Source organism: Pseudobdellovibrionaceae bacterium (assembly GCA_023954155.1).
GTDB lineage: Bacteria > Bdellovibrionota > Bdellovibrionia > Bdellovibrionales > UBA1609 > JAMLIO01.
This window is the reverse complement of the sequence record JAMLIO010000006.1, coordinates 16,495-42,967: the sequence shown is the minus strand read 5'-3', so window position 1 is coordinate 42,967 and position 26,473 is coordinate 16,495. Positions and strand designations below refer to the sequence as shown.

Below are 26,473 nucleotides of genomic sequence, written 5' to 3'. Positions count from 1 at the left end.
ATTTACGTGCGATTTTTGTTAAGTATTGAACACATTTTGATAAAGACACTGTCTGATGGTCTAGAATTTGCCTGAAGCATAGGGTCTAAACTTTAGGCGTCCAGAAAATTGCTTTAGCCTCTTCGTAAACATAAAAAAATTTTGTTACGTAAAGGTGATAAAGATTGAAGAGGGGGCCAGCGTGCATCAAAAATTATTTAGACTACTCTTATGGGTTTCATTAACGATTCCAGTTTTGGCATCGGCAAATGAAAAGACGTCAAAGCCCAAGACCACACCAGATATCAACATTGATATTATGGGCCATGATCTTGTGCAAAGAAGTGATGTGAAGGGTGATGAATATTTTTTTGGGACGTGACAATACAATTATGATGTATTCAGCGGCACAAACCACTTCGGATCTACCTATTAAAAAAGTAGAATGGACTTATGATGGAGTGACATGGGAAGGGTGGACCTTCTTTCCTTATTTGTCTGAAAGCAAAGGCGATACCATTACTGTAAAAGTCACTAACGATGATGATGAGTTTGTGACCCAAGATTTAGAAATTGTGTACAGTGATTTTTGTGAAACTCAAACCCGTGATAATGAATTTGGTTTTTGCTTAAAGAGCAATAATTTCTCTAGTAATGGGGATTATATTCCACTCAATCTCCCATTTTTAAATTTTTACCTTTCCCACACTGAAACACTAAATGGCAATTTATCTAACCGTAAAGTATATCTGGTGGCTGAAAGCACAGGGGAAGCCATTGATATCACTTCCGCTACAAGTTTGTCTGGTGCAAATCTGGTGATCAATATGATCACTCTGGGTTCCACACTCAGTTTGGATGATCCTGCGGACAAATTCTATATTGCGCTTTATGGCGACTACGGAACTGTGTCGGCTACCTTTGATTATGAAAACACTAATGCCAGATCAAAAAGCTTTAAGTTAGGAATGTCAGGTTTAAATTTAGCTTTTGGCGAAGCAGCAAATCAGTTAAGTGTGTACAGCACAAGCACCCCCTATGGACAAGTCTTAACAAGTGGAGTGGGCACAAGCACTGTGAATTTATCTTACTTACCTGCGGGCGAGTATATCATCCATGTCGAAAACGCCACTAAGGAAGGTTATGCTCAAGTGTATGTGAACCCCGAAGAGTTAGTCACAGTGTCTTTTAGTATGCAGCCTAAAGATTTATCAGCCACAGGCAGGCAGCCTCTTTCAGACAGTTATGCAGTGACTCGTGGTTCATTTTTAAAATCTAAAATTAAAATGAACTCACTGACTAAAAAAGAAAGATTAAAAAAACGTTTAGCCGACTTGAAGCAAAAATACACAGACGAATATAAAAAACTAAATAAGAATCAAAAGGACGACCCTATTTCACCTCTGGCAGATATGGTGTACTGGAATAGCTATACCCATAGCAGTGTTGATTATTTTACTCAGTACACTGAAAGCATGTTTATCAATAACTATGAAATGCTTAAAAGCCAGTTCTTAGACCCTCTACCTCCATCGCCTTTGATGTCAAAGCCTATAAAAGTGGCGACAAAGGGTGGTCAAAGTAAAACTTTTGTCTCTGAGTACCCAGCCTTTCCTGATCCCTTGGTTTCAGTTTACAACATGAAAGTTCAAGGCACTGTGCCTAATGGCTATGTGACACTCACAAATAAAAATGAGGACTTTGGAACTTCATCAGGTGGGGTAGCGGTACAAGCGGGAAAAAACTATGCTCCGTTTATGTTTGGGGATTTGCCTATTTTACATATCTCTAAGAGTAAAGAAGTTCTAGCGATCATGTATGAAAGATGTATCATTGATGCCGCATCAGACCCAGTCGGAATAAGTTTATGTAAATTTGAAAAAAACATGGCCGAAGAAGCTTGGAAAGTTTTGCTGGATTATCTTTCATTAGAAGCTACAGTAAGAGTCAGATACACCATCACTGGTATGTATGCCTCCCAAGAGCATAAAATTGTTCACGATCACACTTATGATTATGGGACTTTTGTTAAAGAAAACGGCGATCTTTATATGGCCGCTTCCAAGTACATTTATTCTCCAGAGGGGACAGACATTAACGATGGATGGTTATTGGGTAAGCAATCTTACATTTATGTCCCAGACTACTTAACAAGCCCTAAAGTCCGATTAGAAATGTTCACCACAATCCCAGACGACATTTTTGATGATTTAGATATTTTCAATCTAAAAGCTTATATTGCAGGCGGTTTGGTTGAAGATGAGAGGGAGTTGCCGTCGGTAACAAACATAACGGCTGATGCTTCTGCCATTGATGTATTTCCAAATGAACCTCCAATAATTATTCCATTTACTCAAAATAAAATAAAGTATTCTTCAAACGCAAATGGAAAGTTATTTTTACAAAACTCATTGTTGCCAATATCATTAGATGGTTCGGGTGGCAGTCCCGTTTTTTATAAACTACATGGTGACTATGAAATGGAATTGATTCTTCATGCAACTAAATTCACTAACTTTTCAATTGTTGGGGTAGCTGTGAATGCAATGCATGGGGACGTTCATTTCCCTAACGACGGTTTGGGTAATCCAATTGCAGATATCCAGTATACTGGTAGTAATATTGTTTGGCCATATAATGGAGATAGTCGGAAGTTAAAGTTAAAATTTAATCCTCTGGATATATTTAGTGATAATTTACTTTTTGACGTAAATAAGGATGAGCTTATTGCTTTACAGTTTAAGTTTATTGTAGATTACTTGCCTACCCCAGAAACTGAAAATTTGAAAGGCCCAGTTAATAGAGTTATTTTTTCTGCTCCATCATATAGCTTTGCGGATTCTCTAACTATGAACTATCCAATACATAAAATACCAGTTCCATTTTATAGCCAGCCCAATGCTACTTTTGGTAGAAAAGAGATGGCTAACTTTGTGAATTATTTAGTTAATTCTGATTTTAATACAACAACCTCTAGCTCATTGTTTAAATATAATGATGGGAGTCTGCCATACGGTGGAAGGATGAGCGCGCATAGCAAGTCACATATGGACGGAAGACATATTGATATTAGATATCCACACGCATTGAATAATACGTGGGATCAAGCTGTTAACCCTATGATATTGCAGCCTGTACCAGCTCCGAATTCGAGTTTTGACAGAAAACTTTGCTCTTCAGGATATGGAGTTTACTCTGAGCAATCTAAAAGGCTTCATCATGGGTATAAAAAATATTTAGCTATAAAGAATTACTTATGGATCAAAAGGTTGGTGGCACAGATACATGAAGACTATAAGGACACCTACCCAGACGTTGAGATGCGAAGCCATACTCCTCAAAATGAGACACATAATGGTGATTTGATTGCCTATGTTGCATTAACAATTTGTGATGCTGAATCATTTATGAGTGACCCTATACTAACTGGCTTGTGTAATGATTTGAGCCAAGTGTATAACAGTACAAATTTAGAAGAAATCGACGATTTTATATCTTACGTAAGTGAAACACGTGATAACATTGAAGAGATTGTGAGTATTTCTGATGGGGAGAAGAGTGATATAAGTCAAATCCTAATATCAGATGGTGCAGGAATTAGCAGTTGTTTTCCTAAGGAAAGCTCATTGTATAGTTTTTCTTATTCAAACGATTGGCATAAAAAAATTTATAATGATGGGTTGCTTCCTGATGGAGCTAGTGCAGGGATTGGAGCTTGGGGTATTAGTAAGCCAGACTCGGTTATATTCCAAAAAAATGATTTTGAACACTTAAGTCATTTACATATTAGGGTGGAGTAAAGTATGAGTTTTAAATTTTTATTACTAGTTTTAATGATACCTCTGCAAACATTTGCGGAGCAAGGCAAAGGGCAATTTCACGAATTGAAGTTTGTTCCAGAAACTTTAAAGAAGAATAATACGGTTGAGCTTATTGATCCAGATCAACTTCAAAAAGATTATATCTTCGTTTATGAAATAAAAAAATGCTTTCCTCTAAAACTGACAGAGAAAGAGGGTTATGAGTTTTATTATCCAGATACAAACGGTGGAGTAAACTATATTGCGTCAATATCACCAATTTATAGAAAAAAGATGAACATAGCTTTAAATGTTAATGGTCTTCACATAAGTGGACAATCACTGCACTTTACAATGAGAAATGACTGTAAAGAACTTGTGCCAACTCATTTTACTTCTATGAAATCTCAAAACTATTTGGGGTTTCCGTTAAAGCAAGGAAGTGTTGTGAGGTCCAATGTAACTCAAAATAATACGGAAAGAGTATTGTGGGGTCGTATTAATGAAGATGGATATGTTAACCCTATTAAGTTCAGTGGCTATAAAGACTTTCACGACAGATTTAAAGATTATCAGAACGCAGTAAAGGTCTTCGATTACAATATTGGTTGTCTTGAAGTTAAAGATTCGCAAAAAAGTAAAGATGGATTTTATATTTATAATGGAGAAAAAATAGAATTTAATATGGGTCGTCCAAATTTTTGGCTAGCCAACTCTAAATATGTTGGACATAGGGTGTGCTCAGATCAGCCGAACGCTATATTTGATTGTGAAGGAACAATTATAGGTGGATATGACTATGAAAGAGAAGTTTTTGGCATAGGTGGTGCTGACCTTACTCATGGCGTCTCTTTGGGTGAAAAAGCTGCTCTTCAAGCAGAGTATGAACGAGATTGGAATAAAGCAAAAATTCTAGGAAAAAAATGTGACGAAGCTATCGCAAAATATGAAAAGAAAACGGGCAAAAAAGTCAAAATTTCACCGTATTATCCAGAAGAGCTTCTTAAAAAGTAAGCTTTAATTAAAGCGGCCTTAATTAGAGAAAAAACTATTGAATCTTGGACAAATCAGATCTCATCTGCAAAAATGATATAAAGAGAACAGATGGATTTTTTGTTTTCCACTAATTTGGAATTTTAAACGGATATGATAATTTCAAGATATTCTATAATTTTATTACTACTAGTTTATTCAGTCTGTTCATTCGCACAGACTGAAAAGCTAAAGGAATCTAAAGATTTAGTTCCAGAAAGCATTAAGAAGTTAAATAAAATTGAGTATCTCAGTGATGAGTCAAAATATAAACGTGTGGTTTATACTCAAGGCTCTTGTGAACCCAACGAGTTAGTTACAGAGAATGGTAAAAAAGTTTACCGAGATATCGTAGGTTCTAATAAAAGCTTAAAGTATATTAGCGAGATGGAGGTGGGTGAGGGAACATCTATTCCAGTCGAGTTTAAAATTAACGATATACATATAGTGATCGAACCAGGCTCAAAGGCACGGTTTGTATTAACTGATAACTGTACAAAGTTATTTCCAGTGCACTTTATCTCAGGTTCTGATCAGGATTATTTAGGCGTAAATCTTAAAAAAGGAAATGAATTTAGTCGATTTAAAAATAATATGGGTCGTTTAATGTGGGGAAATATAGATAATGACGGTTATTTGCGGCCAAATAACTCGGTAGGTCTTCATCCCGAAAGCACAGACTCAGAGGCTGTATATGAGGATGGCTATTATAAAAAATTGTTGCAATGTGCACAGATTAAAATGACCAAGAACAGTATTAAGGGTTTTTATTTGTTAGATGGTAAGCGGTATGATTTTAGCGAATCACGGCCTAACTTTTGGAAAGCCCACTCAAAGTATTTAGGACACAAAATTTGTTCGGATCAATCTCAAGCTAAAATTGACTGCGAAGGAACACCGAGTTGGAGCAGTTTTGCTGATGACAGTATATTTGGTATCACTGATGACTATCTTGATTATGCTACTAGCAAAGAAGAAGAAGAGAGTATGAGACAAGAAGCGGCCGAGGAAGTCAAACAGGCCAAAATTATAGGAAAAAAGTGCGACGAAGCCATTGCAAAGTACGAAAAAGAAACAGGAAAGAAAGTCAAAATCTCTCCATACTATCCTGAGAGACATATGAAGAATATAAATAAAGAGTAATTAATATGATACTTAAAACAATAGTACTGCTTGTTTTATTAACTCCACTCTATTCTTATGCCCAGTATAAGGCGAATTCCCTTAAAGATATAGAATTGTTTCCTGCAAATCTTCAGAAAGTTAATCAAGTTAAATTTTTGACTGATCCAGATACAGTGAAGGATGTTCAATATCAAAAAACATACTGTTTGCCCCTTGAACCAAAAAATATTGGCCCCCGTAAAAAAGAAAGAATAATCTATGCTCCTACTCAAAAGCTTAATAAAGCCGTTGATTATATAAAATCTTTATACGTTAGAGGTGAAGGGCAACAAATAGAGATGCAGGTGAATGGTTACCATATTGTGGCTAACTCGAAAGTTCCCATATATTTTGAATTGATAGATGACTGCACAAAGTTACGACCCATCGGGTTTTATTCACCAATAGAGCAAGATTTTTTAGGAGTGAAGTTAAAGAAAGGGAGTATTGTGAACCCTGTCTTCTTAAATGAAAATATAGAATGGGGTGAATTTGGTGCAGGGGATTATGGCGGGCCATGGAAAGGTGAGTCTTACGAAGAGAAAGAAAAAATGCTTGAAGACTTTGAAGTTGCAAAGAAACGTCAAGAAGCTCACATGAAGACTTGTATAGAGATAAGAGATCCTTTGGATCTAGAAAAAAGCGTATATTTATATAAGAATAAGGTTTTAACTCCAGATATTGTTTCTCCTGGATTTTGGAGGGCACAATCAAAGTATATAGGCCATAGATTGTGCTCAGATCAACCTAATGCGGTGATTGATTGTGTAGGGTCAATGATTCAAGAATTTGAATTTGATCAAATTTTTGGTAAAGCTACGATTGATGATATGGAATCTGAGCTGTCCAAGAAAAATTATAAGGTCTTTATGGAAAGAGCCAAAGAGCTAGGAAAAAAGTGCGATGATGTGATTGCCCAACACGAAAAGAAAACAGGCAAGAAGGTCAAAATTTCACCATATTACCCTGAAGAGCTTCTTAAAAAAGAAAAATTTAAATAATTTCAGAAGCTTGAGTTCAGTTTGCTACTTTATATTCAGGTTTACTGACTTTCTTTTTCTGAGTCAGAGGCTTGATCTCTGAACGTTCAGTCAACTGTCCTAATTTTTCGTTGATAAGAACACGTGCCAGTTCTGGGGCATGGACTTTTTCTAGCTCTTCTAAAAAGATCACGTCGCGCTTCAGGTTCGATTGAATGGAGCTATAAAGATAGTTATAGGTTTTGATCAACTCAGCAGCGTGGTTTTCGTGGGTGGACACCAAGCTAGGTTGTCCAAAGTGCCCTTGAATGGTTTTAGACATGTGACTTTGCAGATGGTTGATGGGCTTTGTGAATTTACGAATAAATTCTTTTTGCCAAGCTAAAATGATAAAGGCACCAATAGCATAAGACCCTAAAGCAAAAAGCAGAATGAACAGCCGATCTTGATTGTTGATGTCTAATAACGAAGGGAAGAACTTATACCCAATGTCATCAAGCATCTTGTAGTTTTTAAATAAGAAATACAATGGGGGGGCAATGGTGACCAGATAGCATACAGTAAAGACCAAGAGCGCAGCTCTTTGAGCAGGTCTATAGGACACTGGAGTCGAAAATAAATCTCGGCGATCTGATGGCTTCATCAATAAAGTTATCGGAAAAATAGGAAGATTTAGACACAGATCAAAGTCCAGAAACGACACCTATATAGATAAGGTTTGAATCCTTGAATTTACTAAACTGAGTCCGTATTGGCTATCGGTAATGGAAAGGCAGAATCCTTAAGCTACAAAAATAGGAGTATTTATGGTCTTGTTAAATGCAAAAAGCTACGAGAGGGCATGAATGTTTAAGCGTAGTCTTTGAGTCTGATCAGAAGATTTAGTTTTACAAAAACGTCTTCGCCCTCTTTATAGAGAGACCCAAACTTATGTCGACTGGTAGAAGCTGTATCTAAAAAGCTATGCTCGTAAAGATAGTTTTTAAAATTATTGATATCAAATCTGTGCAGACAGATGAGATCCTGGTTTTGATTGTAGATCAAAGTGCCAATGATCTGTTCTTCCCCATTCCAATCCACAGACGGGAACATGCCTACACACATGTAATATAAAAAGTCCTTGATTCTTTTTTGTACGGCTTTGTAGTTATCTTTTTTGGCAAACGTCAGATCAACCAAATCAGAAACTCGTGTTGTGGTTCCTTTAAAATATGAAACCAGAAGTTCTGCAAGAAAAGTCTCTAAGCAGGTATCAATCATGCTTAAGTTTTTTGAAAAGGTGTGACTCTCACAATTTACAAAAAGTAAGTTTTGGTCTTCAATTTTTTGTAAAAGCTTTTTAGCCTTAAAACTAAAAAGCTCGGGTAAAGGGTTATGCACTTTAAATTTAAAGTTAGTAGCTCTAGAAGCATTCAACAAAGACGGTCTTAAAGTTAAGGATTTGATTCCAAAACCATCAATATGATCTTGGGACTCAAACATATACTTGAGCCAGATATCTTGCTTCTGTTTAGAGGATCCTTTTTTAAATTTATACCGTTCTAATATTTCGGGATGCACTGTAAAAGTGGCTCTATGACTGTGAATCAGTGTGGATAATTTTTGAACATCAGTTAAAAGATGCGGACCTTGAGTAGTAAAATCGTCTTCTCCATAAGAAATCCCAGTGATGGATAATTTTTTTTGTGAATTATAAAGAGGAACATCGTTTTCTTTTAAGCAGAGCAGGCCTACTAAAAGTTCGTTCCATTCCCCTTTATTAAGCTTCATTTACAGTTCCAGATCGGGCCGAGTTGTACGTGTTGCTTTAGCTGTGGCCTTAGGTTTTAAGGAGTGTTGTGAGATGTGAAGAGCTTTTAAAATCTCTTTGCCAATATCATAGACCACGTTGACCGCAATGCTGTTGCCCAGTTGTTTCATAGCCTGTGTGTTGCTGACAGGAAAATCAAAGTCTTCAGGAAACCCCAGCATCTTTAAACCATGTTGAGTTTGAAGCTTTACGATTTGGCCATCAACCAAATACGTGTCCCAGTTTCGTCTGTCATGTAGACCAGAGGATTTTCCTCCCACTCTCAGTGTAAATCCGATCTTCTTATTGCATTGGCCCTGAAATATATCGCTCATGGTTAGCTCAAGAGGTCTTGAGCTGGGAAATACAAAGCTTTGAATATTTAAATCGTTTCTAAAGCAAACCATATAGACACGTGGGCGATGTTGAGGAAGACCATGATCGCTGGCCTTGATCAATTTCCAATGGAAGGAGTATCCATGTTTTTGGATTTGCTCTTGAATGACTTTAAAAGTTTTTCCATTGTCGTGATTAACAAGATTTCTTACATTTTCCAGAAAGAGCACTTTAGGTTTTTTTTCTTTGACGATTCTCATGATTTCAAAAAACATGTTGCCTCTGCCAATGTCCTCAAAGCCTTTTTTTTGGCCCGCTTGAGAAAAAGGCTGACATGGAAAACCCGCGCACAAAATATCAAAGTCTGGAATGTCAGAAGGGTTTACGTCTTGGATGTCTTCGGCAAAAGCTTTTTTGGTAAAAAGCTTAGGGGAAATGGTTTTATAATTTTGTTCATAAGTGAGGCGTGCATATTTATCAACTTCACAGGCAAAAACACATTGGGCTCCCGCTTGGTGTAACCCAAGATGGAAGCCGCCAATTCCTGCAAACAAATCAATAAAAGTAAAGTTTGAACTCTTCATGCCACCCCTAATGCTGTAACAGTTTATGCTGAAACTTCGGCTTTATATACAGATATGACGCGTCTCAACGTTTAGGATTGGTATAGATAATCCCACCTTTTTGGGTCTCGAAATCTTCTTGTTTATAGGGGGCAGAGTGTTACGCTGAGTAAAAAGAGAGCAACAAAGATTTTACAAGAGATTTTAACATAATATTTCCTTAGTGCTGTGTTAAAATCATGGACACCCATTTTAAAAGTCAAACATAAGGGCACTAAGTAAAATAGAAGTATATGGTAAGAATGAACGCACTTAAACAAATGATTAAAAATAAATATTTTTATATTTTAATATTGGCTTTGGTTACGGTGCCTTTTTTGTTTGTCAGTTACTTTTACATTCTAGCACAACGTACAGGACTTGAGGGTCGAAGAGGAGGGCCGCAAGATGCCTTTCGCCACATCTATGCCTCTGCGTTTACGGCTCGTTATGTCTCACCACGAGTGGTAAAACTTGTCACTGCAATGTCAGAAAGAAATCCACATTCAGCATATGACCAGATGGATCGACACAACAATCGCTTGGGAGTACGTATTGGTCTTTCGCAAGTGCCTAATTTGTATCAGGCAGTTTTGGATAAAGTTCATCATGCACAGATCACACCAGAAACCGAAGACCATGCTCAAATTCTTGAATCTACGAAATGGCAGAGTCGTGATATTTTTATTTTTAAGAGCGAGTAGCGAAGGGAAGTGGCCTCATTTTTGGGGCGGGTTTTTCAAACACCCGCATGGCTTGTTCTGGGGTCAATTGTAAGATCTGCCCTTTTTTAAGAGACCTTAGCTTTAAGCCACCAATGGCTACACGACGAAGTTTGACCACATCAATTTCTAGCTTTTCAAACATGCGACGAACCTGACGGTTTTTACCTTCAGTGATCGTGATGGAAACCCAAAAGGTCTTTTGACCTCGCATATTCTTTTTCATACGAAAAACTTCTGTGGCCTTCACTTTGCCGCCGACAATGGTGACACCAGAGAGCAGTTTTTGTTTCTTGGGTTCTGTCAGTTCTTTATCAATTTTGACATGATAAGTTTTTGGGATCTCTTCTTTGGGGTGAGTCACGCGTTGAGCGTAGTCCCCATCATTGGTCATGATCAGTAAACCCTCACTGTCCCAGTCCAAGCGTCCTACGGGAAAAAGTCGTTTATTTTTTTGTTTAGGAAAAAAGTCAGCAACAGTCTGCCGCCCAGACGGATCAGACATGGAGGTCAAAACCTGTGTAGGTTTATTCATAACAAAATAGATAAAACTTTTGTGTTTCTGATGGATAGGTTTTTTGTCCACAGCTACAATGTCGGTTTTAGGATTGATTTTGACTCCAAGTTCAAAAACTTTTCGACCGTTGACGGTCACGCGTCCTTCATCAATCCACTGGTCCGCAGCTCTTCGGCTGCAAAGACCACTGTCAGCAATGTATTTATTCAAACGAACAGAATCAGAAACTGCGGCCGTCGTTCTTATCTTTGCGGGACGAGGTCGTCTATCATTACTATTCTGTGGTCGTCTATTGTCGTTCTTCTTCGGACTTTTGTGGAATTTTGATGGACGTGGATTCACTTTCTACCTTTCCTAACAGCTGTAACATTTCTTTGGGACCCATAAATTGAGTGACAGTCAGCTGCTCTAACCAATGGCCTTTACTATCAAAGATTAGGATTGTTGGTAAGCCTAAAACCTTATATTTCTTAAGAATTGCACTCTTTTCAGTATCTAAATGAGTGACATCAATAGCTAGGAATTCAAAACCCTCTAAGGCCGTTTGGACATCAGGGTGGGGGAAGGTCACCTTTTCCATTTCTATGCAGGCGGCACACCAATCGGCTTTCAGATCTACAACGACGGGACGCCCTTTGGCCAGAGCCTCATCCAGCATCGCCTGAGCGCTGCCCCCAGTGCTAGTAAAGGAATGCCACAAGGACTTCACACCTGGGACCATAAAAAACAGCCCCGCACCTACAAGTAAGACAGCAAGTAGGTACTTGACGTAATTCATCCAGCCCCCAGCTTTGGGAAGCTTGTTAATCAGTGAACCTGATAAACTCATGGCAATAAAGATTTGCCCCAAACCTAGGGCATAGATAAAGAGTAAAAAGAACGCAAAAATTAAGTTTTTAGATTGGGCGGCGTAGGTGAGAATTCCAATAAGCACAGGCCCAACACAAGGGCTGGCAAATAAACCAGTAAAGGCACCGAATAGATAAATTCCACCTACTGACTTCAAAGACGGCTGCTGCATTTTGTTTTGTAAACTACTTAAAAATTGAATTTCAAATAGCCCTGCTAAACTTGCAGCCATAACAAAATAAAATATTCCAATGCCGATCAAAACCCAAGGGTTGGAAAGCAACTGTCCGAAGAGTGATCCCGTAGAGGCCGCAATAAGACCCAGAATAGAGTAGGTGGTGGCAATTCCCAGAACATAAATGCAGGTTTTTCTGAAAGCTAAAAATCTATTATTTATAATATCTTGTCCGATCAAAGCCAGTGTGATGGGAATCATGGGAAAGATACATGGTGTGAAAGAGGTCAGAACTCCAGCCAAAAATACAAAAAGGAAAATCAAAAATAATGAGGAATTATGAAAATCAATAGACATATTCAGAATAGAACTTTTATTTGCAACAGGTTCTATTCCGTGCTCGAAATCTCGAGTTTTGGGTAAATAGCAAAATTCAGAAGTGCAGGCCCGATAAGTCAGAGCAAATGTGGAATTGAAGTCAAAGTTGTAGGGCACTTTAAAAGTCATCTCTGCACTGTCTTTCACTCCTTGTTTGATTTCGTTATTAGAAAATTTATCTAAAAACTCAATCACGGGAAAGGCTTCCACTTCAAAAGTGGCATTGATTTTATCGCCCAGTGTGGATTTGATGGAGAGGCTGTCTGCGTAAACGAAGTGATCTGGGGCTACACTGATTCTTAGCCTGAATTCCTGTTGACCGTTATCAAGACGTTGAGAAGAGACGGAAGTGACATTGACAGGGTTTTGTAAAATTTCGGGCTGTTCAGCATAAGCACTGACCAGAGCCAGCTGAGTGATCAAATAGCAGACGGCTCCGACAGATTTATACACACTATTTCTACTCTCAAAAAGCATCGTCCAAATAGATGGCATGCGTCCTTCTTTCATCTAAACTTTTCGGTCTTTTCTCTCTGTAGTTTAGGCGAGCGGGGCTTTAAAGTCACCGATCATTTAAGTAGTTTCAAAATGGCACTGAGGCTTAAGTCCTCATCTTCAGGGACTTCGGGGACAATGTCTTTGAGGTGAATTTTAGCTTGGTGAAGAGCCTGATAGTCTTCTCTTAGGGCTTTGGCATCGTTTTGTAAGTATTTAAATTCGTCTAAGGATCTTAATTGCAACTCTCTGAATTGGCCTTTACGGAGATCTTTTAAGTAAATCCTAAATGCGTGAACAGGGCCCACAGAGCGGTGGGAAAGTCTGAGTCCTACTAAAAAAAGTGTGATCATAAATGCCACAGTGATAATACTAAAAATAAAAACAAAAGGCCCTAGGTAATCCCCTTGTAACTCAACACCCTTATGTGTGGCTTCAGATAAGACCACTTTTAAAAATGTAAAACTAAAAACACCAAGGATGACTGAGAATAAAAAACTAAAACTTAAAAGCATAAAACAGTATTTCAGTTGATAAGTTTTATCCACCCACAAGGAGTTTCTTTTTTCATCATCGTGCCAAATCAAATGCCCATGTTTGATCAAAGACCATGCTACACAAAAGTAGCCGATCCACTGAAAGGCATCGGCTAGGTTAAAGGCGGGGCTTAGAGCACCAAAGGCGCGCAAAACAATAAAATCAGTGATCCCGCCAGAGACGATGCGATCAAACACATTGCCCAAGATTCCGCCTAACAGAATCGAAAGTCCAATTCGAAGTACAAGCAGACGGTGTTGAAGCAGCTTCATGATGATCGCGTAAATAAAAATTAAGAAGGCACCGCCAGTAGACAAAGACACGATACGAAGAATGGGTGGAAGGTGAGAGAATGTTCCTAGCATGGCTCCATAGTTTTTATGCAGGAAAAATCCTAAAAACGACATATTCGTATTCCAATACCCACCGTTGCCCAAGATATTTACGGCCCATACTTTAGTGAGTTGGTCTAAAAGAAAAATAGCTGGGACAGTTGCAAGTACAATCACCCAGTCTTTTTTGCTCATCATCGTTGTCATGTGTGAATCAACGGCTTTTTGTCGCCAAATGATAAGGCTAGGAATTCATAAATCCTACAGGAGAGATAGGAATTTGGTGGTTTAGATATGGCAATACACTAGATAACGAGTCTTGAAACTCTAAGGGAAAACATCAAAGCACAAGAAAGAGTTTTCTTAAGGTGTAAGTGTGGCCTCTACTAGGCCACTGTAGTCTCCATTTAATGAAGGTGTGTAATTCTTCACTCTCTTGTGGATCACTGTGATGGTGTCTTCATACCATAGGGGTAAGATGGCTAGGTCTTTGATCGCAATCTCTTGGGCTTTTTTGTAAATGTCTCGTCGTTTGTCTGTGTTGGTCTCTTGTGCGCCAGCTTCTACAAGGCGATCAAAGTCTGGGTTTTGATAATATCCACGATTGCGACCTTGCGGTGGTAATTCTTTTCCTGAAAGAGCAATGCGATAAATATCTGGATCATAAGCTCCGACCCAAGTCATGGTGGCCAGATCATAATTACCTTCTTTGATGTCTTTAAAGTAGGTGCCCCATTCATAACTTTCATGTCGGACTCGAAATCCATACTGTCGCATTTGGTTGGTGAGCAGTTTAGCATTTTCAACAGCTTCTCTAGTGTTAGAGGTTTTTAAAAGCAAAACCTCTTTGCCTGCATCGCCCTCTAAAATTTGTTTTCGCAGCTCTTCAGGCTCAGAAGGACGCTCAGGGAGGAGTGATAAAAGTTCGTGATTAAAATACGGGTTGGCCTTGGTCAGAATAGATGTGGCGGGTTCACCAAGCCCTTCTAGTTTATATTTGATCACTTCTTCCACGTTAAGGCTTTGAAATAAAAGTTGACGGTTTTTAAGTGAACTTAAGGTGGAATTTTTAAAATTCACAAGAATATAAGCCATTTTTAAACCAGGACGTCGGATTACATCTAAAAAGTCCATGCGTTCTAAAGAAGCCACTTTATTTTTTGGCATTGTAGATACGGCTAAATCTAAGTCTCCGCGGTACATTTGCAAGAAGCGGGTGAAGTCATCTTTAATGACTTTGAATTCCACCTTTTTAAGTTGAGGAGGTTTAGTGAAGTGAGCATTGGGACTTAAAGTTATGGTAGTTTCCCCTTGCGATAAGACAGCAAATGGACCAGAGCCGATTAAGAGTTCTTTAAAGCGATCACTGGCTGTCTTATAAGATGGGGAGTTTTTATAGGAAAAGTCGTTAAAGCTGATCATGGATGAACTGGCCGCTTCCGTCAGAAAAACTTTTCTTGGTAAAATCTTTAGAACAGGTAAATCCGAGTTCAACATTTTTTCTGAGTAAGAGTCCAGATACAGCGTAAGGATATGCTGCTCACAGCGTGCGCGTTTAATATTGTCATAAGCAGACTTAAAAGGAGAGCTATCAGATTTGTACTCTTGAATAGAAAATAAAACGTCATCGCAAGTGATAGGGGTAGAATCGCTAAACTTAAGATGTGATTTTAAAGGAAAGCTAAGAATAAATTCTGGACCTTTCTGTTCCACCTTCCAAGACTCTACAGCATCACCGACGACATTCATGTCGGGCCCAATCGTCACTAGAGATTGAAAGATCAGGCTTCCAATTTTCATCCCCTCAGCATCAAGTGCAAAACGAGGGTCCATGGTTGCAGGAATCGCACTGAGCCCTACGGTGAGAGTTTCTGGATCTTTTTTGTTTTTAAAACTACAGCCTAAACTGCTTAAGATAAAAAATAAAAGAAGTGTATGAATCAAGTTTTGCATACCAAGATTATAAAGGCTTCTGTATATCAAGCCAATGATTCTTTCTTGGGATATAGAGATAAAAGTGGATCGGGTGTCTGTGGTGTGAAGGGAACTATAAAGACTAGATATGGCATTATGTCCTAATGGGACTTATAAAAATACGATAGCTTGGATTTCACAAAGAAAACTCTTCCATTCCTTGCATTTGAGTCTGGCTTGGTTAGACTATTTGCATGAAACGCCGTCAGATTTTTACCTTGTTTTTTACTCTCAGTTTAAGTCTCCTACTTTGTCCTCAACTGGTGTTTGCAAACGCTGTGAGTATCAAGTTAGACAGTCTCTTGAAACGTCATGGTTTAACGCAAGATCAAGTGTCTATTTCTTTTCACAAACGCACGGGTTTGAAAACATGGGAGCCTTTTTTTGAATTCAATGCAGATAAACAGATGATTCCTGCTTCTCTGACTAAAATTGTGACAGCACTGGCTGTGTGTGAAATCTATCCTAAGAATTATCAGTTTGTGACGGAGTTAAAGTCTTCTGCTAAAGTAAAGACAGGAGTTCTTGATGGCGACCTTTACTTGGTTGGTGCAGGTGATCCGACCTTGGTGACGGAACGTTTATGGCTTTTAGTACATGAGTTAAAAAGACTAAATATACAAAAAATTACAGGAAATCTGATTTTTGATAATACGGTTTTTGACGAGGTGAAATTCAGTCCTACTCGAACTACCAATGATCAGCGTGCTTACAGTGCGCCCGTTTCGGGTTTATCTTTAAATTGGAATGCTTTGTTCATTCGTGTTTTTGGAACAGAACCAGGTCAAAAAGCAAGGGTGTATATTGACCCTCCTGATGCCAGTATCCGTTTAAAAAATAATGCCATCACGGGTGTGCGTACAAATTTACTTGTGGATAGGGTGTCTACCCCCGAACACGATTCTGTGGTTGTAACAGGTTCCATCAAACCAGGCGAAGAGTATGGGGTTTATCGCAGTCACACCCAGCCCTCACGTCGAGCAGCAAATCAAACCATGAGCCTTTTGAATCTCTATGGTGTGCAAGTCGAAGGCACGATCAAACAGGGACAAGCCCCTGCTGCGGCTCAAACTTTAGCTAAGATTGAAAGTGTGAGTGTGGATGAAATCAACAAGATGATGATGAAGTTCTCTAATAACTTTATTGCTGAAATGCTGACTAAAAAAATGGATGAACTTGCAAACCAAAAGCAAGGCACATTGTTGGGTGGTCTTAAGATTGTGGAAAAGGTAGCGAAAGACTTTACGGGTAAAAGTTTTGTTTTGAAAAACCCCTCGGGTCTTACGACAGAAAATAAAATGAGCTCGGCTTTTTTTACAGACATTTTGACAAAGGCCACTTCTAAATCTGAATACAACGCCGAGTTTTTAGCGACTTTCCCACGTTCGGGAATTGATGGAACTTTAAAGAAAAGGTTTGTGAAGATTCCAGGAAAAGTGCGAGCTAAAACAGGCCTGCTTAACGGTGTCGTGGGACTTGCGGGGTATATAGAATCCAACAACGGCCATGAATACGCTTTTAGTTTGATTTATAATGGCCCCAACAAACAACGCGGTCGCGCTACAGACATGTTTGATCTTTTAACAGAGATGTTTGTAACCCAATATTAGTATTCTTAGTTTAAAGACTTATTGATGAGTCTTCCAATGTAAGGAAGCTGTCTGAACTGCTCGGCGTAGTCTAAGCCAAAACCTACGACAAACTCATCAGGGATTTCAAATCCAGCAATGTCAGGTTGAAAGTCATTTTGGCGAGCTGCTTTTTTATCCAAAAGAGTCACAGTGGTGATGGATTCGGGTTTACGAGCCCTGATGCTTTCGACTAAGAAGCTCATAGTTAAACCTGTGTCGACAATGTCTTCAATGATGATGACATTTTGTCCAGCAATAGGGGAGGCAAGGTCTAAGGTCAGCTTCACTTCACCAGAAGATTTGTTTGCACTTCCATAGCTTGAACAGCTTAAGAAGTCACACTTGATGTCTGAATCGATCTGTCTAACAAGGTCAGAAAAAAACATAAAGGAGCCCTTAAGAACACAGATGGCCAGAGCGGGCTCTTTCCAGTTTTTTAATTTTTTATTGATTTGAGTCGCGATCTCAGTGATCTTTTTTTGTAAGTCGGCTTCTGTGATATAGGGTGTAACTTCGACGCGATCTAAATCCATTTCTGACTCCTAGGGCTTCAAGTTTCGTTTTGTAATATAGCGAATGAAAGCCAGAGTGGCTAGGCTTTTCTCGGCGCCTAAACGTCTAAAGTAGGTGAGGGATTAGTGAGAGGGGCGTCCTTTAGGGGTTGAGGCCGCGCGGGAGGATTAAAGTGGGTACGGCAGCGAGCCTGATACACTTCGCCTGCTCCGACTAAAATATTCTTATTTGATGAGACCAGTCTTTGAGTGCGGGTGGCTAAATTACCGCAATGTGTACAGACCGCATATTTTTTGTGAATCACATCCGCAATCGCTAAGAGTTGGGGCATTGGTGGAAAGGGTAAGCCCTGCCAGTCTGTATCTAGCCCCGCAAGGATCACGCGTTTACCTGCCAAAGCTAGAGTCTCAACTACATTCACGAGGTCGGGAGAAAAAAATTGTGCTTCATCAATACCCACGACATGGGTTTCTGGTTTAACCAAAGATAAAATATCTTGAGCTTCATCCACAGCTGTAGAGGGGAGTTTTTGCTGACTGTGTGAAACTACCAGTTCGGCAGAGTCATAACGATTATCAATCGTGGGTTTAAAAAGTTGGTATGATTTTTTGGCCAGATGAGCGCGTTTAAGTTGTCGGATCAGTTCTTCGGTTTTCCCGCTGAACATACATCCTGTGACCACTTCCACAAGTCCGCCCTCAATATTTTGTAATTCCCAACTTAGTGACATGAGATCAAGAGTAGCAAGCAGGTACCTAGAATGGAATACTTAAGTCTAGTTTTTCTGAATTTTAAGCGTTTTAGGCCCAAACCAGCGTTTAGGGCTTAACCAGCGTCAAAAAACCTCCGAAGTGGAAAATAGTGGAAATAAGTGGTCACAAGCCTAAATAAAAGGCAAAAAAGTGGAGCTTAAATTCACCAGATGCAAAGGAGAAGGTTTTGAGCTTTTCAGGCCGACTAAATCTTAAGATGGATCCCAAAGGGCGCTTTCGCCTGCCATCGACTTTTGCCTCTGGAGTATCTGAGAAAGATCAAAGGGAAGGACAAATCCATCTTGTGATCACCAACTCCATATATAAGGGCGAGAAGTGCTTAGATGTGTACACCGAGTCAGAGTGGGAACTTCTCACTCAAAGAATGTCCAAGCTGCCAGCCTTTGATACTCACGTTCAAGCCTTTCAAAGATTTTATTTAGCCAGTGCCCACAAGGTGGTGCTAGATGCCCAAGGAAGAATGCTCACACCTACAGTGCTTCGTGAGTTTGCGGCCCTAAGTGCCAATGTTGTGGTGATTGGAATGGGATCAAAGTTTGAGATTTGGGACGAGGCTGCGTGGAATAAAGTGTACGGCGACATTTCACAAAATTACGACGAAATTTTACAAGCTGTCAGCCGTCTGAGTCAGGAGAAGGATCATGAGTGAGTTCGTGCATATTCCTGTCCTTTTAGAAGAGTGCAAAGCCGCGATCCAAGGCATGGATGTCCCACCACAGTTAGGTTTGGATTTGACTTTTGGACGTGGTGGTCATGCGCGTGCGTTTTTGCAAATCGCCGAAGGTTTAAAAATCTTAGCAGTAGACCAAGACGCTCAGGCCATACAAGAAGGTAAGCTAAGTTTTGCGACAGAGTCAGAAAAACAAAGAATCGAGTTTCATCATTGCAACTTTCATCACTGGCCCGAGTATGCTCGTGAGCACTCTCTTCCTTTAAGTTATGACTATATCATGATGGACTTAGGCGTAAGTTCTCCGCAGCTAGATACCCCAGAGCGTGGATTTAGCTTTTACCATGATGGTCCTTTGGATATGCGAATGGACCAACGCCAGACTCAAACGGCAGCCCATGTGGTGAATGAGTTTGATGAAGAGGACTTAAACCAGATCTTTAAAGTGTATGGTGAAGTCAGAAGTCCTTATCGTGTCACCAGAGAAATTTTAGAATTTAGAAAACAGCAAAAATTTACTAGCACGCTACAACTTTCCTCTTTGATTGAAAAGACAGACGGTTGGAGAAAAAAAGGGGTACATCCTGCAACCCAATATTTTATGGCTCTGCGTTTGTACTTAAATAATGAGCTGGGGGGCTTAAGAGATGTTCTGCCGCAACTGATGGCGATGCTCAACCCCAAGGGCAGAATGCTGGTGATCAGCTTCCACTCTTTAGAAGATAGAATTGTAAAGACCATTTTTAAAACCTCTGAGTTAGGTAAACCTGTGAACAAAAAAGTAATCAAACCCACCAGAGACGAAGAGTTACAAAATAAAAGATCAAGAAGCGCGCAACTGCGTGTTTTCCAAAAAGGAGAAGTGTTATGAAAAAAACAAATAAAAAATTAAATTTTAATTTTTTCATCTCTCTGTTTATTTTTCTGGCCACATTGATGGTGATTCTGTTCGCCAGAATGGAAATGAAAAGAAAGTCTTACGAAATTTATAAATTATCTTCAGAGTTTAAAATTTTAGAGGATGAATACCGCAGTTTATATACGGATTACTCTTCTAAAGTTTCAGACCGTCATATCACTCAGCTAGCGGAAAAGACTTTGTCTGTCAAAGCTCCACACATGAATCAAATTGTGAGCTTGGGTTCAAAGTCATTTTTGATCAGCAGTAAATAGGAGTTACAGGTTAAAGCCTTATGAAGTATTTTTTGAGTCTTTTTTGTCTTCTTAAACTCACTCTGTTTTGTCTGATTCTTGGACAAGGTGGACGAGTGCAGTTGATGCCCAACAAAAGACTCGATGCTTACAAAGAAACTCAATTCTTTAAAACCGTCACTGTGCAGGCTCGTAGAGGTAGTATTTACGACCGCAAAGAAAAAGAACTGGCAATGATCACTCCGACCTACTCGTTGTTTGCTGACCCCCAGTTTGTAAACAGTCCTAGATATGCAGCTCGTAAAATTGCAAAGCATTTGGGTGTGAACGCTACGGTTTTAGAAAAACGTATGCGCAAAAAGACCCGATTTGTGTGGTTAAAAAGACGACTCCCTATGGAGCTAAAAAAAGAAATTGAATCTTATGGCATTAAAGGATTGTACTTTGTCGGAGAAAGTCACCGTAGATATCCTGAGCAAAACGGTCTGTCACAAACCATAGGATTTGTGGGTGCTGAAGGAAAAGGTCTTGAAGGGCTTGAATACGCCTATAATGAATACTTAGAAGGTAAGGATGTGGTCTTGCAAGTGTCAAAAGATGCTAAAGGTCGTCCTTTATTTATGGAACCAGAAAGATACACTCAACCCCCAGAAGGTAAGGATTTAATCTTAACGGCAGACAGCGAATTTCAACATTATTTAGAGATGGAACTTAAAAAAGTTTATGAAGAACAGGGTGCAAAAAAAGCCATCGGCTTGATTTTAGATGTAGAAACAGGAGGAATCAGGGCGGCAGGCGTATGGCCCTCTTATGATCTGAACAATGCGCGTAACGTAAAACCTCAAGTGAGAATCAACAGTCTATTCCAAGAATCTATGGAGCAGGGAAGTGTGATCAAACCTTTTGCGGTGGCTGCGGCTTTAGAGAATCAAGCCTATTCTCCTAACTCTGCATTTGCTTGCCTTGATGGAAAAATCAAAGTGGGCAAACGTACAATCAAAGACAGTTCCAAAAAAGATTGTGAAACCATGACATTGACTCAAGGGCTAGCTGTGTCTTCCAATGTGGTCTTCACACAGTTAGCACAAGGGCTTTCTAAAAATACGCTGAGAGATTTTTATAAAAAAGTGGGCTTTGGTCAAAAGACCGAAATTGATTTTCCTGGAGAAAGCACGGGGCTCTTCTATAGCAAGACTTGGCCTGAGCACATGAACATTTCAGCATCTTTTGGTCATGGCTTTACCGCAAGCCCTATACAAGTGGCAGCAGCTTACGCGGCAGTTGCAAATAATGGAATTTGGAAACAGCCTCATCTTGTGGATCGCATGATTGATCCTACGGGATTGGACGTAAAGATCAAACGCCAAGAAAAACGAGTGATGACTGAAAGCACAGCTAAGAAAGTCAGAATGATGCTCACATCTGTAGTGCAAGACCACGGTTCAGGTAAAGCCGCCTCTGTGAATGGATATTTAGTGGCAGGCAAAACAGGAACCGCACACAAAGTGGATTTGGTAAATGGTGGTTATCATAAAGATAAATATTTTAGCAGTTTTGTGGGCATGGTCCCTGCGGGTAAACCCAAGTTTGTCATCTACATCGGAGTGGACGAACCCACCAAGGATCACTACGGTTCTAAGGTGGCGGCTCCCGTATTTTCTAAAGTGGCTCGATTTGCTTTATCCAAAGAAGGTGTATCTCCAGAAGTCATTCAAGAAGAGAACTTATTTGAATGTAAAGACTTAAGCTGCGAACAAGAATTGGCCAGCAAGACTCCACAAGAGCCATCCCCCCATAGTCTAAAAGGCCTAACCCTGCGCGAAGCTCTCAACATCTTACGCCAAAGCGAAGTCGACTTCGACATCCGCGGCCAAGGCGTCGTACGCGACGTTGATTTTATAAACGGCAAAGAATTCAAAAAAGGCAACAAAGTAAAAATCACCCTCTCCGCCCTTTAATACACACTTTATTTTCTCGCTCCAACTCTAGGGCCTCGTTCTTTCTAGGCTAAAATTCTAATTACTCTCTCGAAGCGACCCTCCGAGGCGAGCGATGCGTATCCGACTTGCGTCATAAGTTTTGAACTGAAATTAAAATTGAGGGAGCCCAAAGGGTTTCTCAATTTTAATTTCAGTTCAAAACTTATGACGAAAGCCGAAGACGCTTCGCACCCGCAATCGTCTGGGTCGTTTCGAGAGAGTAATTAGAATCTTAGCCTAGAAAGAGCGAGTCCCGTCAAAAAGTCGAGCCCCCACATAATCTAATGCGAACCCCATCAGGATCAGTTAGACTGGGATTAAATTTTTAGCAACGAGGAGTGACTATGTTGGTTTTTGGTTTGGTAGTGGCTGCTGTCGCCATCATGGCGGCGACAATTTATAATAAGTTGGTGCGTTTAAAGAATGCCGTGAAAAATGCCCTGTCGCAAATTGATGTGCAGCTCACGCGTCGTTTTGAATTGATTCCAAATTTAGTGGAAACCGCTAAAAAGTTCATGTCCCACGAAAGAGAAACTTTTGAGGCCGTGGTGCAAGCCAGAAATATGGCTGTGGGGGCGCAAAAGAAAGTGAACTCTGATCCAGCAAATACAGAAGCGGTGAAAGAGTTGCAACAAGCAGAAAATCAACTGATGTCCCAGATGAGTCGTATGCTGTTGATCGTGGAAAACTATCCAGAGCTTAAAGCCAATGAGACCATGAAGGGGTTAATGGAAGAACTGACCTCTACAGAAAACAAAGTCTCTTTCTCAAGACAAGCCTACAATGATTCGGTCATGAGCTACAATACATCTATCCAGGTATTTCCTAATAATATTTTCGCAGGAATGTTTTCGTTTAAAGAATTTGAATTTTTAAAAGTCGAAGACCCTAAGGCAAAAGAACCTGTAAAAGTCAGCTTTGATTAAAAGTTAAAACCCAAAACCCAAAACAATCCATGACTGATTTTTTTGAACATCAAAGACGGGCAAGAAAGAAATCACAACGAGTGCTTGTGGTCTTTTTCTTGCTTATGCTGTTCTTACTGTATGTGTTCAATATTGCTGTGTACTGGATTGTGGGCGGCATGACAGAAAACTCCTATCCTACTTATTCTACAACGGCTTATAAATACCAAACGGATGTTGTTCCACCGTCTTCTTTGCCAGAGGCGAAGTCTATTCTGGACTTGCGTGAACAGCCTGTGACTCGAACCGCTTCAGAGTTTTTACAAAAGATTTTTTTTATTCACCCGCATACGGCACACATGCAATGGGCGATCATTGGACTGTTTTTGTTGCTTTTTATGGGTGGGTTTTTATTTAAGATCTTCCAATACTACTCTTACCCTCGGGCTGTGGTGCAGTCTATGGTGTATCGAGAAGTCTTTTACCATAGTAATGTTTCTGAGGCCGAAAGACGTCTATTAAATATAGTCGAAGAGATGTGCATCTCTGCGGGCATTCCTGTGGTGAAAACCTATTTGCTTACTAATGAACATTCAATCAATGCGTTTACAGCGGGGTATGATTTAAGGACCGCACATATCGTGGTCACACAAGGGGCCTTGGATCATTTGAATCGAGATGAAATGCAAGCCGTGATTGCCCATGAAGTCGGTCACATTACCAGTGCTGATGTAAGTGTAAATACATTGCTGTTGAGTTGCATCTTTTCGATGACCATCATTATGACGACAGGGATAAGAATTTTAAGATCATCAAGCCGAAGTAGTAGCAGCAGTAGCAGTAATAGACGTGGTGGCGGTGGTGCAGGTCAGATTCTTCTGATTGCAGTGCTTTTGGTATGTATAGGAGCACTCGGAGCCTACTGTGGTCGTGCTTTGCAAAGTATGTTTTCTCGTAAGCGAGAATTTTTAGCTGACAGTCTGGCTGTGCAATTCACCAGAAACCCGTCGGCTCTTGCTAGTGCTTTAGCAAAGATCAGAGACCAAATTTTTGTTAAGATGAATCACTTTCAAGCCGCTAATATTTCCCACATGTGTTTTGTGTCTTCGGCTCATCAGGGACTGTTTGGAGTTTTTGCCACTCATCCTCCCATAGAAGATCGTATTGCAGTTTTGGATAAAGAGTATTTGGGTGTGCATCCTGAAACAGAAAAGTTATTTACCAAGAAAGAAACTCCAAAAGTAGAAAAGAAAAAAAATACGATTCATATTCCCTTTGATCATCTTGGCCCACAGGTGACTGCTCAACGAGTGGTTGCCGACAGTTCTTTGTTGTTTGATCCTTACCTTTCGTATCGAGAGGCAGAGAGACTCTTGGGAAGCTTGCGTAAACAGCCAGAGGTAGAACACGCGTTACATACGTTAGAAGATTTTAAATATCCTGTGTGGGGGCTTTTTATCTCCCATGATGAGGTCATCAAAACCAAACAGATTGCGGTACTGAGAAAACATTATGGACAAGATTTTTCTGAAAAGAAACTTAATGATTCCATTTTACCCGATGAAGAGTGTGTGGAGTTAGTCAACTCTGTGGTTTTCATTGCACTTGCACGTGCGCAAAGTTTAGATAAAGAGGCCAAAGGTGTATTTTTAGCTTCCCTTCAAGAGCTGATGATGGCCGATGAAGTCATCGAACCTTTTGAACATCTGATTTATTGCTGTTTTATGGCGAATAACTTATTAGAAAAAGAAGTTTCAAGAATACAACTTGAGCATCTGCGGTCTCTGCTCTTTCTGTGCGTGAAGCTCAATAAGACTTCTGAGCAGCATGAACTGCAAATTTATCAACAAGCTCTGGAAAAATATATGGGCGTGAAACAAGAGTCAGTGACTCCACCCAAATCCATTGAGTTAGGAGATACGACCTTACTTCTTAGACAATTGCGAACTAAATCGCTTCAAACTCGTAGGGAAGTGCTCCTAGCCGTAAGGAGCGCTTTATTTAGCGATGGTAAAATTACACTAAGAGAATATGAAGCTTATAGGGCTATTTCTCTGGCTCTGGATATTCCCGCACCTCTTGTTGCTAACCCTTTCTAAAGAATATAACCAGTTTAATTGGCTATTACATTATCAAGCTAAAGCCTATGTGAGGGTGACAGTTTGCGGTTGGGTTGGCTTGGGCCGATGAGGACTGTCGCATTGAATGCCGAAAGCTGTGTGGGGATGGCCTTTAGGGCCGTTGAATCATGGCAAATAAAGTTTATAAAAAATAAAATATTTTAATTAAATTGTTTATTAAATAATTGCTCGGACTAGTCTTTGGTCGTAAATCTTTTCTTGTAACAAAAAAACCAAATTAGGAGGGTTTATGAAACAAGTACTAGCTATGATGATTGTGTTTTTCGGTGCATTCCACGCTCAGGCATTAACAATTTTGCCAGCGCACTTAAGTGTGCATGAGGTTCACACAGGATTAAGACCTACAGGTGAAGGTGGCTATCGAGGTCCTATTTCTGTGATTCGCTCACAAGGTGGAATTGAACTGTTGGTCGATCTCAATGTGTGCACAGCAGATGGACTTTGCACCATGATGGCTCCGCTTAGCTTTGATGCTCGTTTGATTCTTGTAGATCAAAATGCCATTTATGAGCAATTTGTAATTTATGTTACCAATCCTCAACCTAATGTGGTGGCTAAGCAGTACACTTTGACGGTCTTTCTTAATAGCTCACAAGCAATTTTAGAAGAAGGTGAGAAGGTGTATGAGGCGACAAACTATGTTTGGGTTTTAAAGCATGATGGCTCTATTGCATGTGGCTATGATGGTGTTGAGCCTTACGAGATGTCTCAAGAGCTAACTGCTGCTGGAATTGAGTTCCGTAAGCTGAACAAAGCTACAACAGGTGCTATTGTGCCTGCCGTATGTGGTATCCCCACAACCAAAATGAATGCGTATTTGATTCCACAGGGTTCTTTACTTGATGCTTCTCAGTTGGGCTACACACACATGGATGCGTATCCCTATGCTGATTTTTTAAGTCAATTCTAGGCGTGAGGGTTTAAAACTCACTCCCGTTGTTGTTGTAACATATTTTGAGGTGCTGGCTTTCAAAGCAGCACCTCAATCTTTTTGAGTGGCGTCTAAACTCAAAAGCACGTTGCGTGCCTATAGCATTAGGATAATAAT

Annotated in this window: 23 protein-coding genes; 14 read left to right on the top strand and 9 right to left on the bottom strand. The window is 39.8% G+C overall.

The features are described from left to right. Positions 1-181 precede the first annotated feature (181 nt). From M9899_08120 to M9899_08100, 5 genes are all read left to right on the top strand, one after another. Complete coding sequence (locus M9899_08120; GenBank protein ID MCO5114126.1) at positions 182-361, top strand: hypothetical protein; 180 nt, start codon at positions 182-184, stop codon at positions 359-361. Further along, the gene (locus M9899_08115) at positions 339-3,779 is read left to right on the top strand and encodes a hypothetical protein (protein MCO5114125.1); all 3,441 of its coding nucleotides are present in this window, start codon (positions 339-341) and stop codon (positions 3,777-3,779) included. Before M9899_08120 ends, M9899_08115 begins: the two co-directional genes overlap by 23 nt. Before the next feature lie 3 nt (positions 3,780-3,782). Continuing rightward, positions 3,783-4,793 (top strand): hypothetical protein, encoded by a 1,011-nt coding sequence (locus tag M9899_08110; protein ID MCO5114124.1) that lies wholly within the window; start codon positions 3,783-3,785, stop codon positions 4,791-4,793. 132 nt (positions 4,794-4,925) lie between these two features. Next, the gene (locus M9899_08105) at positions 4,926-5,954 is read left to right on the top strand and encodes a hypothetical protein (protein MCO5114123.1); all 1,029 of its coding nucleotides are present in this window, start codon (positions 4,926-4,928) and stop codon (positions 5,952-5,954) included. Between the two features lie 5 nt (positions 5,955-5,959). Beyond that, on the top strand, positions 5,960-6,976 hold the full coding sequence (locus M9899_08100; protein MCO5114122.1) for a hypothetical protein: 1,017 nt from the start codon (positions 5,960-5,962) through the stop codon (positions 6,974-6,976). A 16-nt stretch (positions 6,977-6,992) separates the two neighbouring features. On the opposite strand, the gene M9899_08095 is transcribed toward M9899_08100, so the two are convergent. The 3 genes from M9899_08095 to M9899_08085 all read right to left on the bottom strand — a co-directional run bounded on the left by M9899_08095 (position 6,993) and on the right by M9899_08085 (position 9,664). Next, positions 6,993-7,598, bottom strand: a complete 606-nt coding sequence (locus M9899_08095; protein ID MCO5114121.1) for a hypothetical protein — start codon at positions 7,596-7,598, stop codon at positions 6,993-6,995. Between the two features lie 206 nt (positions 7,599-7,804). Next, positions 7,805-8,725, bottom strand: coding sequence for an HpaII family restriction endonuclease (locus M9899_08090; GenBank protein ID MCO5114120.1), 921 nt, complete (start codon positions 8,723-8,725; stop codon positions 7,805-7,807). After that, positions 8,726-9,664, bottom strand: a complete 939-nt coding sequence (locus M9899_08085) for a DNA cytosine methyltransferase (GenBank protein MCO5114119.1) — start codon at positions 9,662-9,664, stop codon at positions 8,726-8,728. Positions 9,665-9,945: 281 nt separating this feature from the next. Here M9899_08085 and M9899_08080 point away from each other — a divergent pair, with 281 nt between their 5' ends. Next, complete coding sequence (locus M9899_08080; GenBank protein ID MCO5114118.1) at positions 9,946-10,386, top strand: hypothetical protein; 441 nt, start codon at positions 9,946-9,948, stop codon at positions 10,384-10,386. Here M9899_08080 and M9899_08075 read toward each other — a convergent pair. From M9899_08075 to M9899_08060, 4 genes are all read right to left on the bottom strand, one after another. Further along, positions 10,373-11,263, bottom strand: a complete 891-nt coding sequence (locus tag M9899_08075) for an rRNA pseudouridine synthase (GenBank protein MCO5114117.1) — start codon at positions 11,261-11,263, stop codon at positions 10,373-10,375. The genes M9899_08080 and M9899_08075 overlap by 14 nt on opposite strands. Then, on the bottom strand, positions 11,211-12,818 hold the full coding sequence (locus tag M9899_08070) for a thioredoxin family protein (GenBank protein MCO5114116.1): 1,608 nt from the start codon (positions 12,816-12,818) through the stop codon (positions 11,211-11,213). Before M9899_08070 ends, M9899_08075 begins: the two co-directional genes overlap by 53 nt. A gap of 74 nt (positions 12,819-12,892) precedes the next feature. After that, on the bottom strand, positions 12,893-13,894 hold the full coding sequence (locus tag M9899_08065) for a signal peptidase II (GenBank protein ID MCO5114115.1): 1,002 nt from the start codon (positions 13,892-13,894) through the stop codon (positions 12,893-12,895). Between the two features lie 156 nt (positions 13,895-14,050). Then, the gene (locus M9899_08060) at positions 14,051-15,640 is read right to left on the bottom strand and encodes an ABC transporter substrate-binding protein (GenBank protein MCO5114114.1); all 1,590 of its coding nucleotides are present in this window, start codon (positions 15,638-15,640) and stop codon (positions 14,051-14,053) included. A gap of 299 nt (positions 15,641-15,939) precedes the next feature. Here M9899_08060 and dacB point away from each other — a divergent pair, with 299 nt between their 5' ends. Beyond that, positions 15,940-17,271, top strand: coding sequence for a D-alanyl-D-alanine carboxypeptidase/D-alanyl-D-alanine-endopeptidase (gene dacB / locus M9899_08055; protein ID MCO5114113.1), 1,332 nt, complete (start codon positions 15,940-15,942; stop codon positions 17,269-17,271). Positions 17,272-17,276: 5 nt separating this feature from the next. Here dacB and hpt read toward each other — a convergent pair whose 3' ends face one another. Next, positions 17,277-17,825: a hypoxanthine phosphoribosyltransferase gene (hpt, locus tag M9899_08050; GenBank protein MCO5114112.1), complete on the bottom strand. Its 549-nt coding sequence runs from the start codon at positions 17,823-17,825 to the stop codon at positions 17,277-17,279. A gap of 77 nt (positions 17,826-17,902) precedes the next feature. Beyond that, positions 17,903-18,535, bottom strand: a complete 633-nt coding sequence (locus M9899_08045; protein ID MCO5114111.1) for a thymidine kinase — start codon at positions 18,533-18,535, stop codon at positions 17,903-17,905. Between the two features lie 209 nt (positions 18,536-18,744). On the opposite strand from M9899_08045, the gene M9899_08040 reads away from it, so the two are divergent. The 7 genes from M9899_08040 (at position 18,745) to M9899_08010 (ending at position 26,335) form a co-directional block, all read left to right on the top strand. Beyond that, positions 18,745-19,227, top strand: coding sequence for a division/cell wall cluster transcriptional repressor MraZ (locus tag M9899_08040; GenBank protein ID MCO5114110.1), 483 nt, complete (start codon positions 18,745-18,747; stop codon positions 19,225-19,227). Beyond that, a complete protein-coding gene (rsmH, locus tag M9899_08035) occupies positions 19,220-20,119 on the top strand; it encodes a 16S rRNA (cytosine(1402)-N(4))-methyltransferase RsmH (GenBank protein MCO5114109.1) in 900 nt (299 codons plus the stop codon). Before M9899_08040 ends, rsmH begins: the two co-directional genes overlap by 8 nt. Beyond that, complete coding sequence (locus M9899_08030; protein MCO5114108.1) at positions 20,116-20,421, top strand: cell division protein FtsL; 306 nt, start codon at positions 20,116-20,118, stop codon at positions 20,419-20,421. Before rsmH ends, M9899_08030 begins: the two co-directional genes overlap by 4 nt. A gap of 32 nt (positions 20,422-20,453) precedes the next feature. Then, positions 20,454-22,358, top strand: coding sequence for a penicillin-binding transpeptidase domain-containing protein (locus tag M9899_08025; protein MCO5114107.1), 1,905 nt, complete (start codon positions 20,454-20,456; stop codon positions 22,356-22,358). 365 nt (positions 22,359-22,723) lie between these two features. After that, positions 22,724-23,305, top strand: coding sequence for a LemA family protein (locus tag M9899_08020; GenBank protein ID MCO5114106.1), 582 nt, complete (start codon positions 22,724-22,726; stop codon positions 23,303-23,305). A gap of 29 nt (positions 23,306-23,334) precedes the next feature. After that, positions 23,335-25,383: a M48 family metalloprotease gene (locus M9899_08015; GenBank protein ID MCO5114105.1), complete on the top strand. Its 2,049-nt coding sequence runs from the start codon at positions 23,335-23,337 to the stop codon at positions 25,381-25,383. A 271-nt stretch (positions 25,384-25,654) separates the two neighbouring features. Continuing rightward, positions 25,655-26,335 carry a hypothetical protein gene (locus tag M9899_08010; GenBank protein ID MCO5114104.1) on the top strand — a complete coding sequence of 227 codons (681 nt, stop codon included), beginning with the start codon at positions 25,655-25,657 and terminating at the stop codon, positions 26,333-26,335. Positions 26,336-26,473: the final 138 nt, after the last annotated feature.

What these genes read in the sequence shown, in the direction of transcription:
- M9899_08115 (MCO5114125.1), top strand. Translation starts at nt 339, where the DNA reads ATGAATATTTTTTTGGGACGTGACAATACAATTATGATGTATTCAGCG.
- M9899_08110 (MCO5114124.1), top strand. Translation starts at nt 3,783, where the DNA reads ATGAGTTTTAAATTTTTATTACTAGTTTTAATGATACCTCTGCAAACA.
- M9899_08105 (MCO5114123.1), top strand. Translation starts at nt 4,926, where the DNA reads ATGATAATTTCAAGATATTCTATAATTTTATTACTACTAGTTTATTCA.
- M9899_08100 (MCO5114122.1), top strand. Translation starts at nt 5,960, where the DNA reads ATGATACTTAAAACAATAGTACTGCTTGTTTTATTAACTCCACTCTAT.
- M9899_08095 (MCO5114121.1), bottom strand. Translation starts at nt 7,598, where the DNA reads ATGAAGCCATCAGATCGCCGAGATTTATTTTCGACTCCAGTGTCCTAT.
- M9899_08090 (MCO5114120.1), bottom strand. Translation starts at nt 8,725, where the DNA reads ATGAAGCTTAATAAAGGGGAATGGAACGAACTTTTAGTAGGCCTGCTC.
- M9899_08085 (MCO5114119.1), bottom strand. Translation starts at nt 9,664, where the DNA reads ATGAAGAGTTCAAACTTTACTTTTATTGATTTGTTTGCAGGAATTGGC.
- M9899_08080 (MCO5114118.1), top strand. Translation starts at nt 9,946, where the DNA reads ATGAACGCACTTAAACAAATGATTAAAAATAAATATTTTTATATTTTA.
- M9899_08070 (MCO5114116.1), bottom strand. Translation starts at nt 12,818, where the DNA reads ATGCCATCTATTTGGACGATGCTTTTTGAGAGTAGAAATAGTGTGTAT.
- M9899_08065 (MCO5114115.1), bottom strand. Translation starts at nt 13,894, where the DNA reads ATGACAACGATGATGAGCAAAAAAGACTGGGTGATTGTACTTGCAACT.
- M9899_08060 (MCO5114114.1), bottom strand. Translation starts at nt 15,640, where the DNA reads ATGCAAAACTTGATTCATACACTTCTTTTATTTTTTATCTTAAGCAGT.
- hpt (MCO5114112.1), bottom strand. Translation starts at nt 17,825, where the DNA reads ATGGATTTAGATCGCGTCGAAGTTACACCCTATATCACAGAAGCCGAC.
- M9899_08045 (MCO5114111.1), bottom strand. Translation starts at nt 18,535, where the DNA reads ATGTCACTAAGTTGGGAATTACAAAATATTGAGGGCGGACTTGTGGAA.
- rsmH (MCO5114109.1), top strand. Translation starts at nt 19,220, where the DNA reads ATGAGTGAGTTCGTGCATATTCCTGTCCTTTTAGAAGAGTGCAAAGCC.
- M9899_08030 (MCO5114108.1), top strand. Translation starts at nt 20,116, where the DNA reads ATGAAAAAAACAAATAAAAAATTAAATTTTAATTTTTTCATCTCTCTG.
- M9899_08020 (MCO5114106.1), top strand. Translation starts at nt 22,724, where the DNA reads ATGTTGGTTTTTGGTTTGGTAGTGGCTGCTGTCGCCATCATGGCGGCG.
- M9899_08015 (MCO5114105.1), top strand. Translation starts at nt 23,335, where the DNA reads ATGACTGATTTTTTTGAACATCAAAGACGGGCAAGAAAGAAATCACAA.
- M9899_08010 (MCO5114104.1), top strand. Translation starts at nt 25,655, where the DNA reads ATGAAACAAGTACTAGCTATGATGATTGTGTTTTTCGGTGCATTCCAC.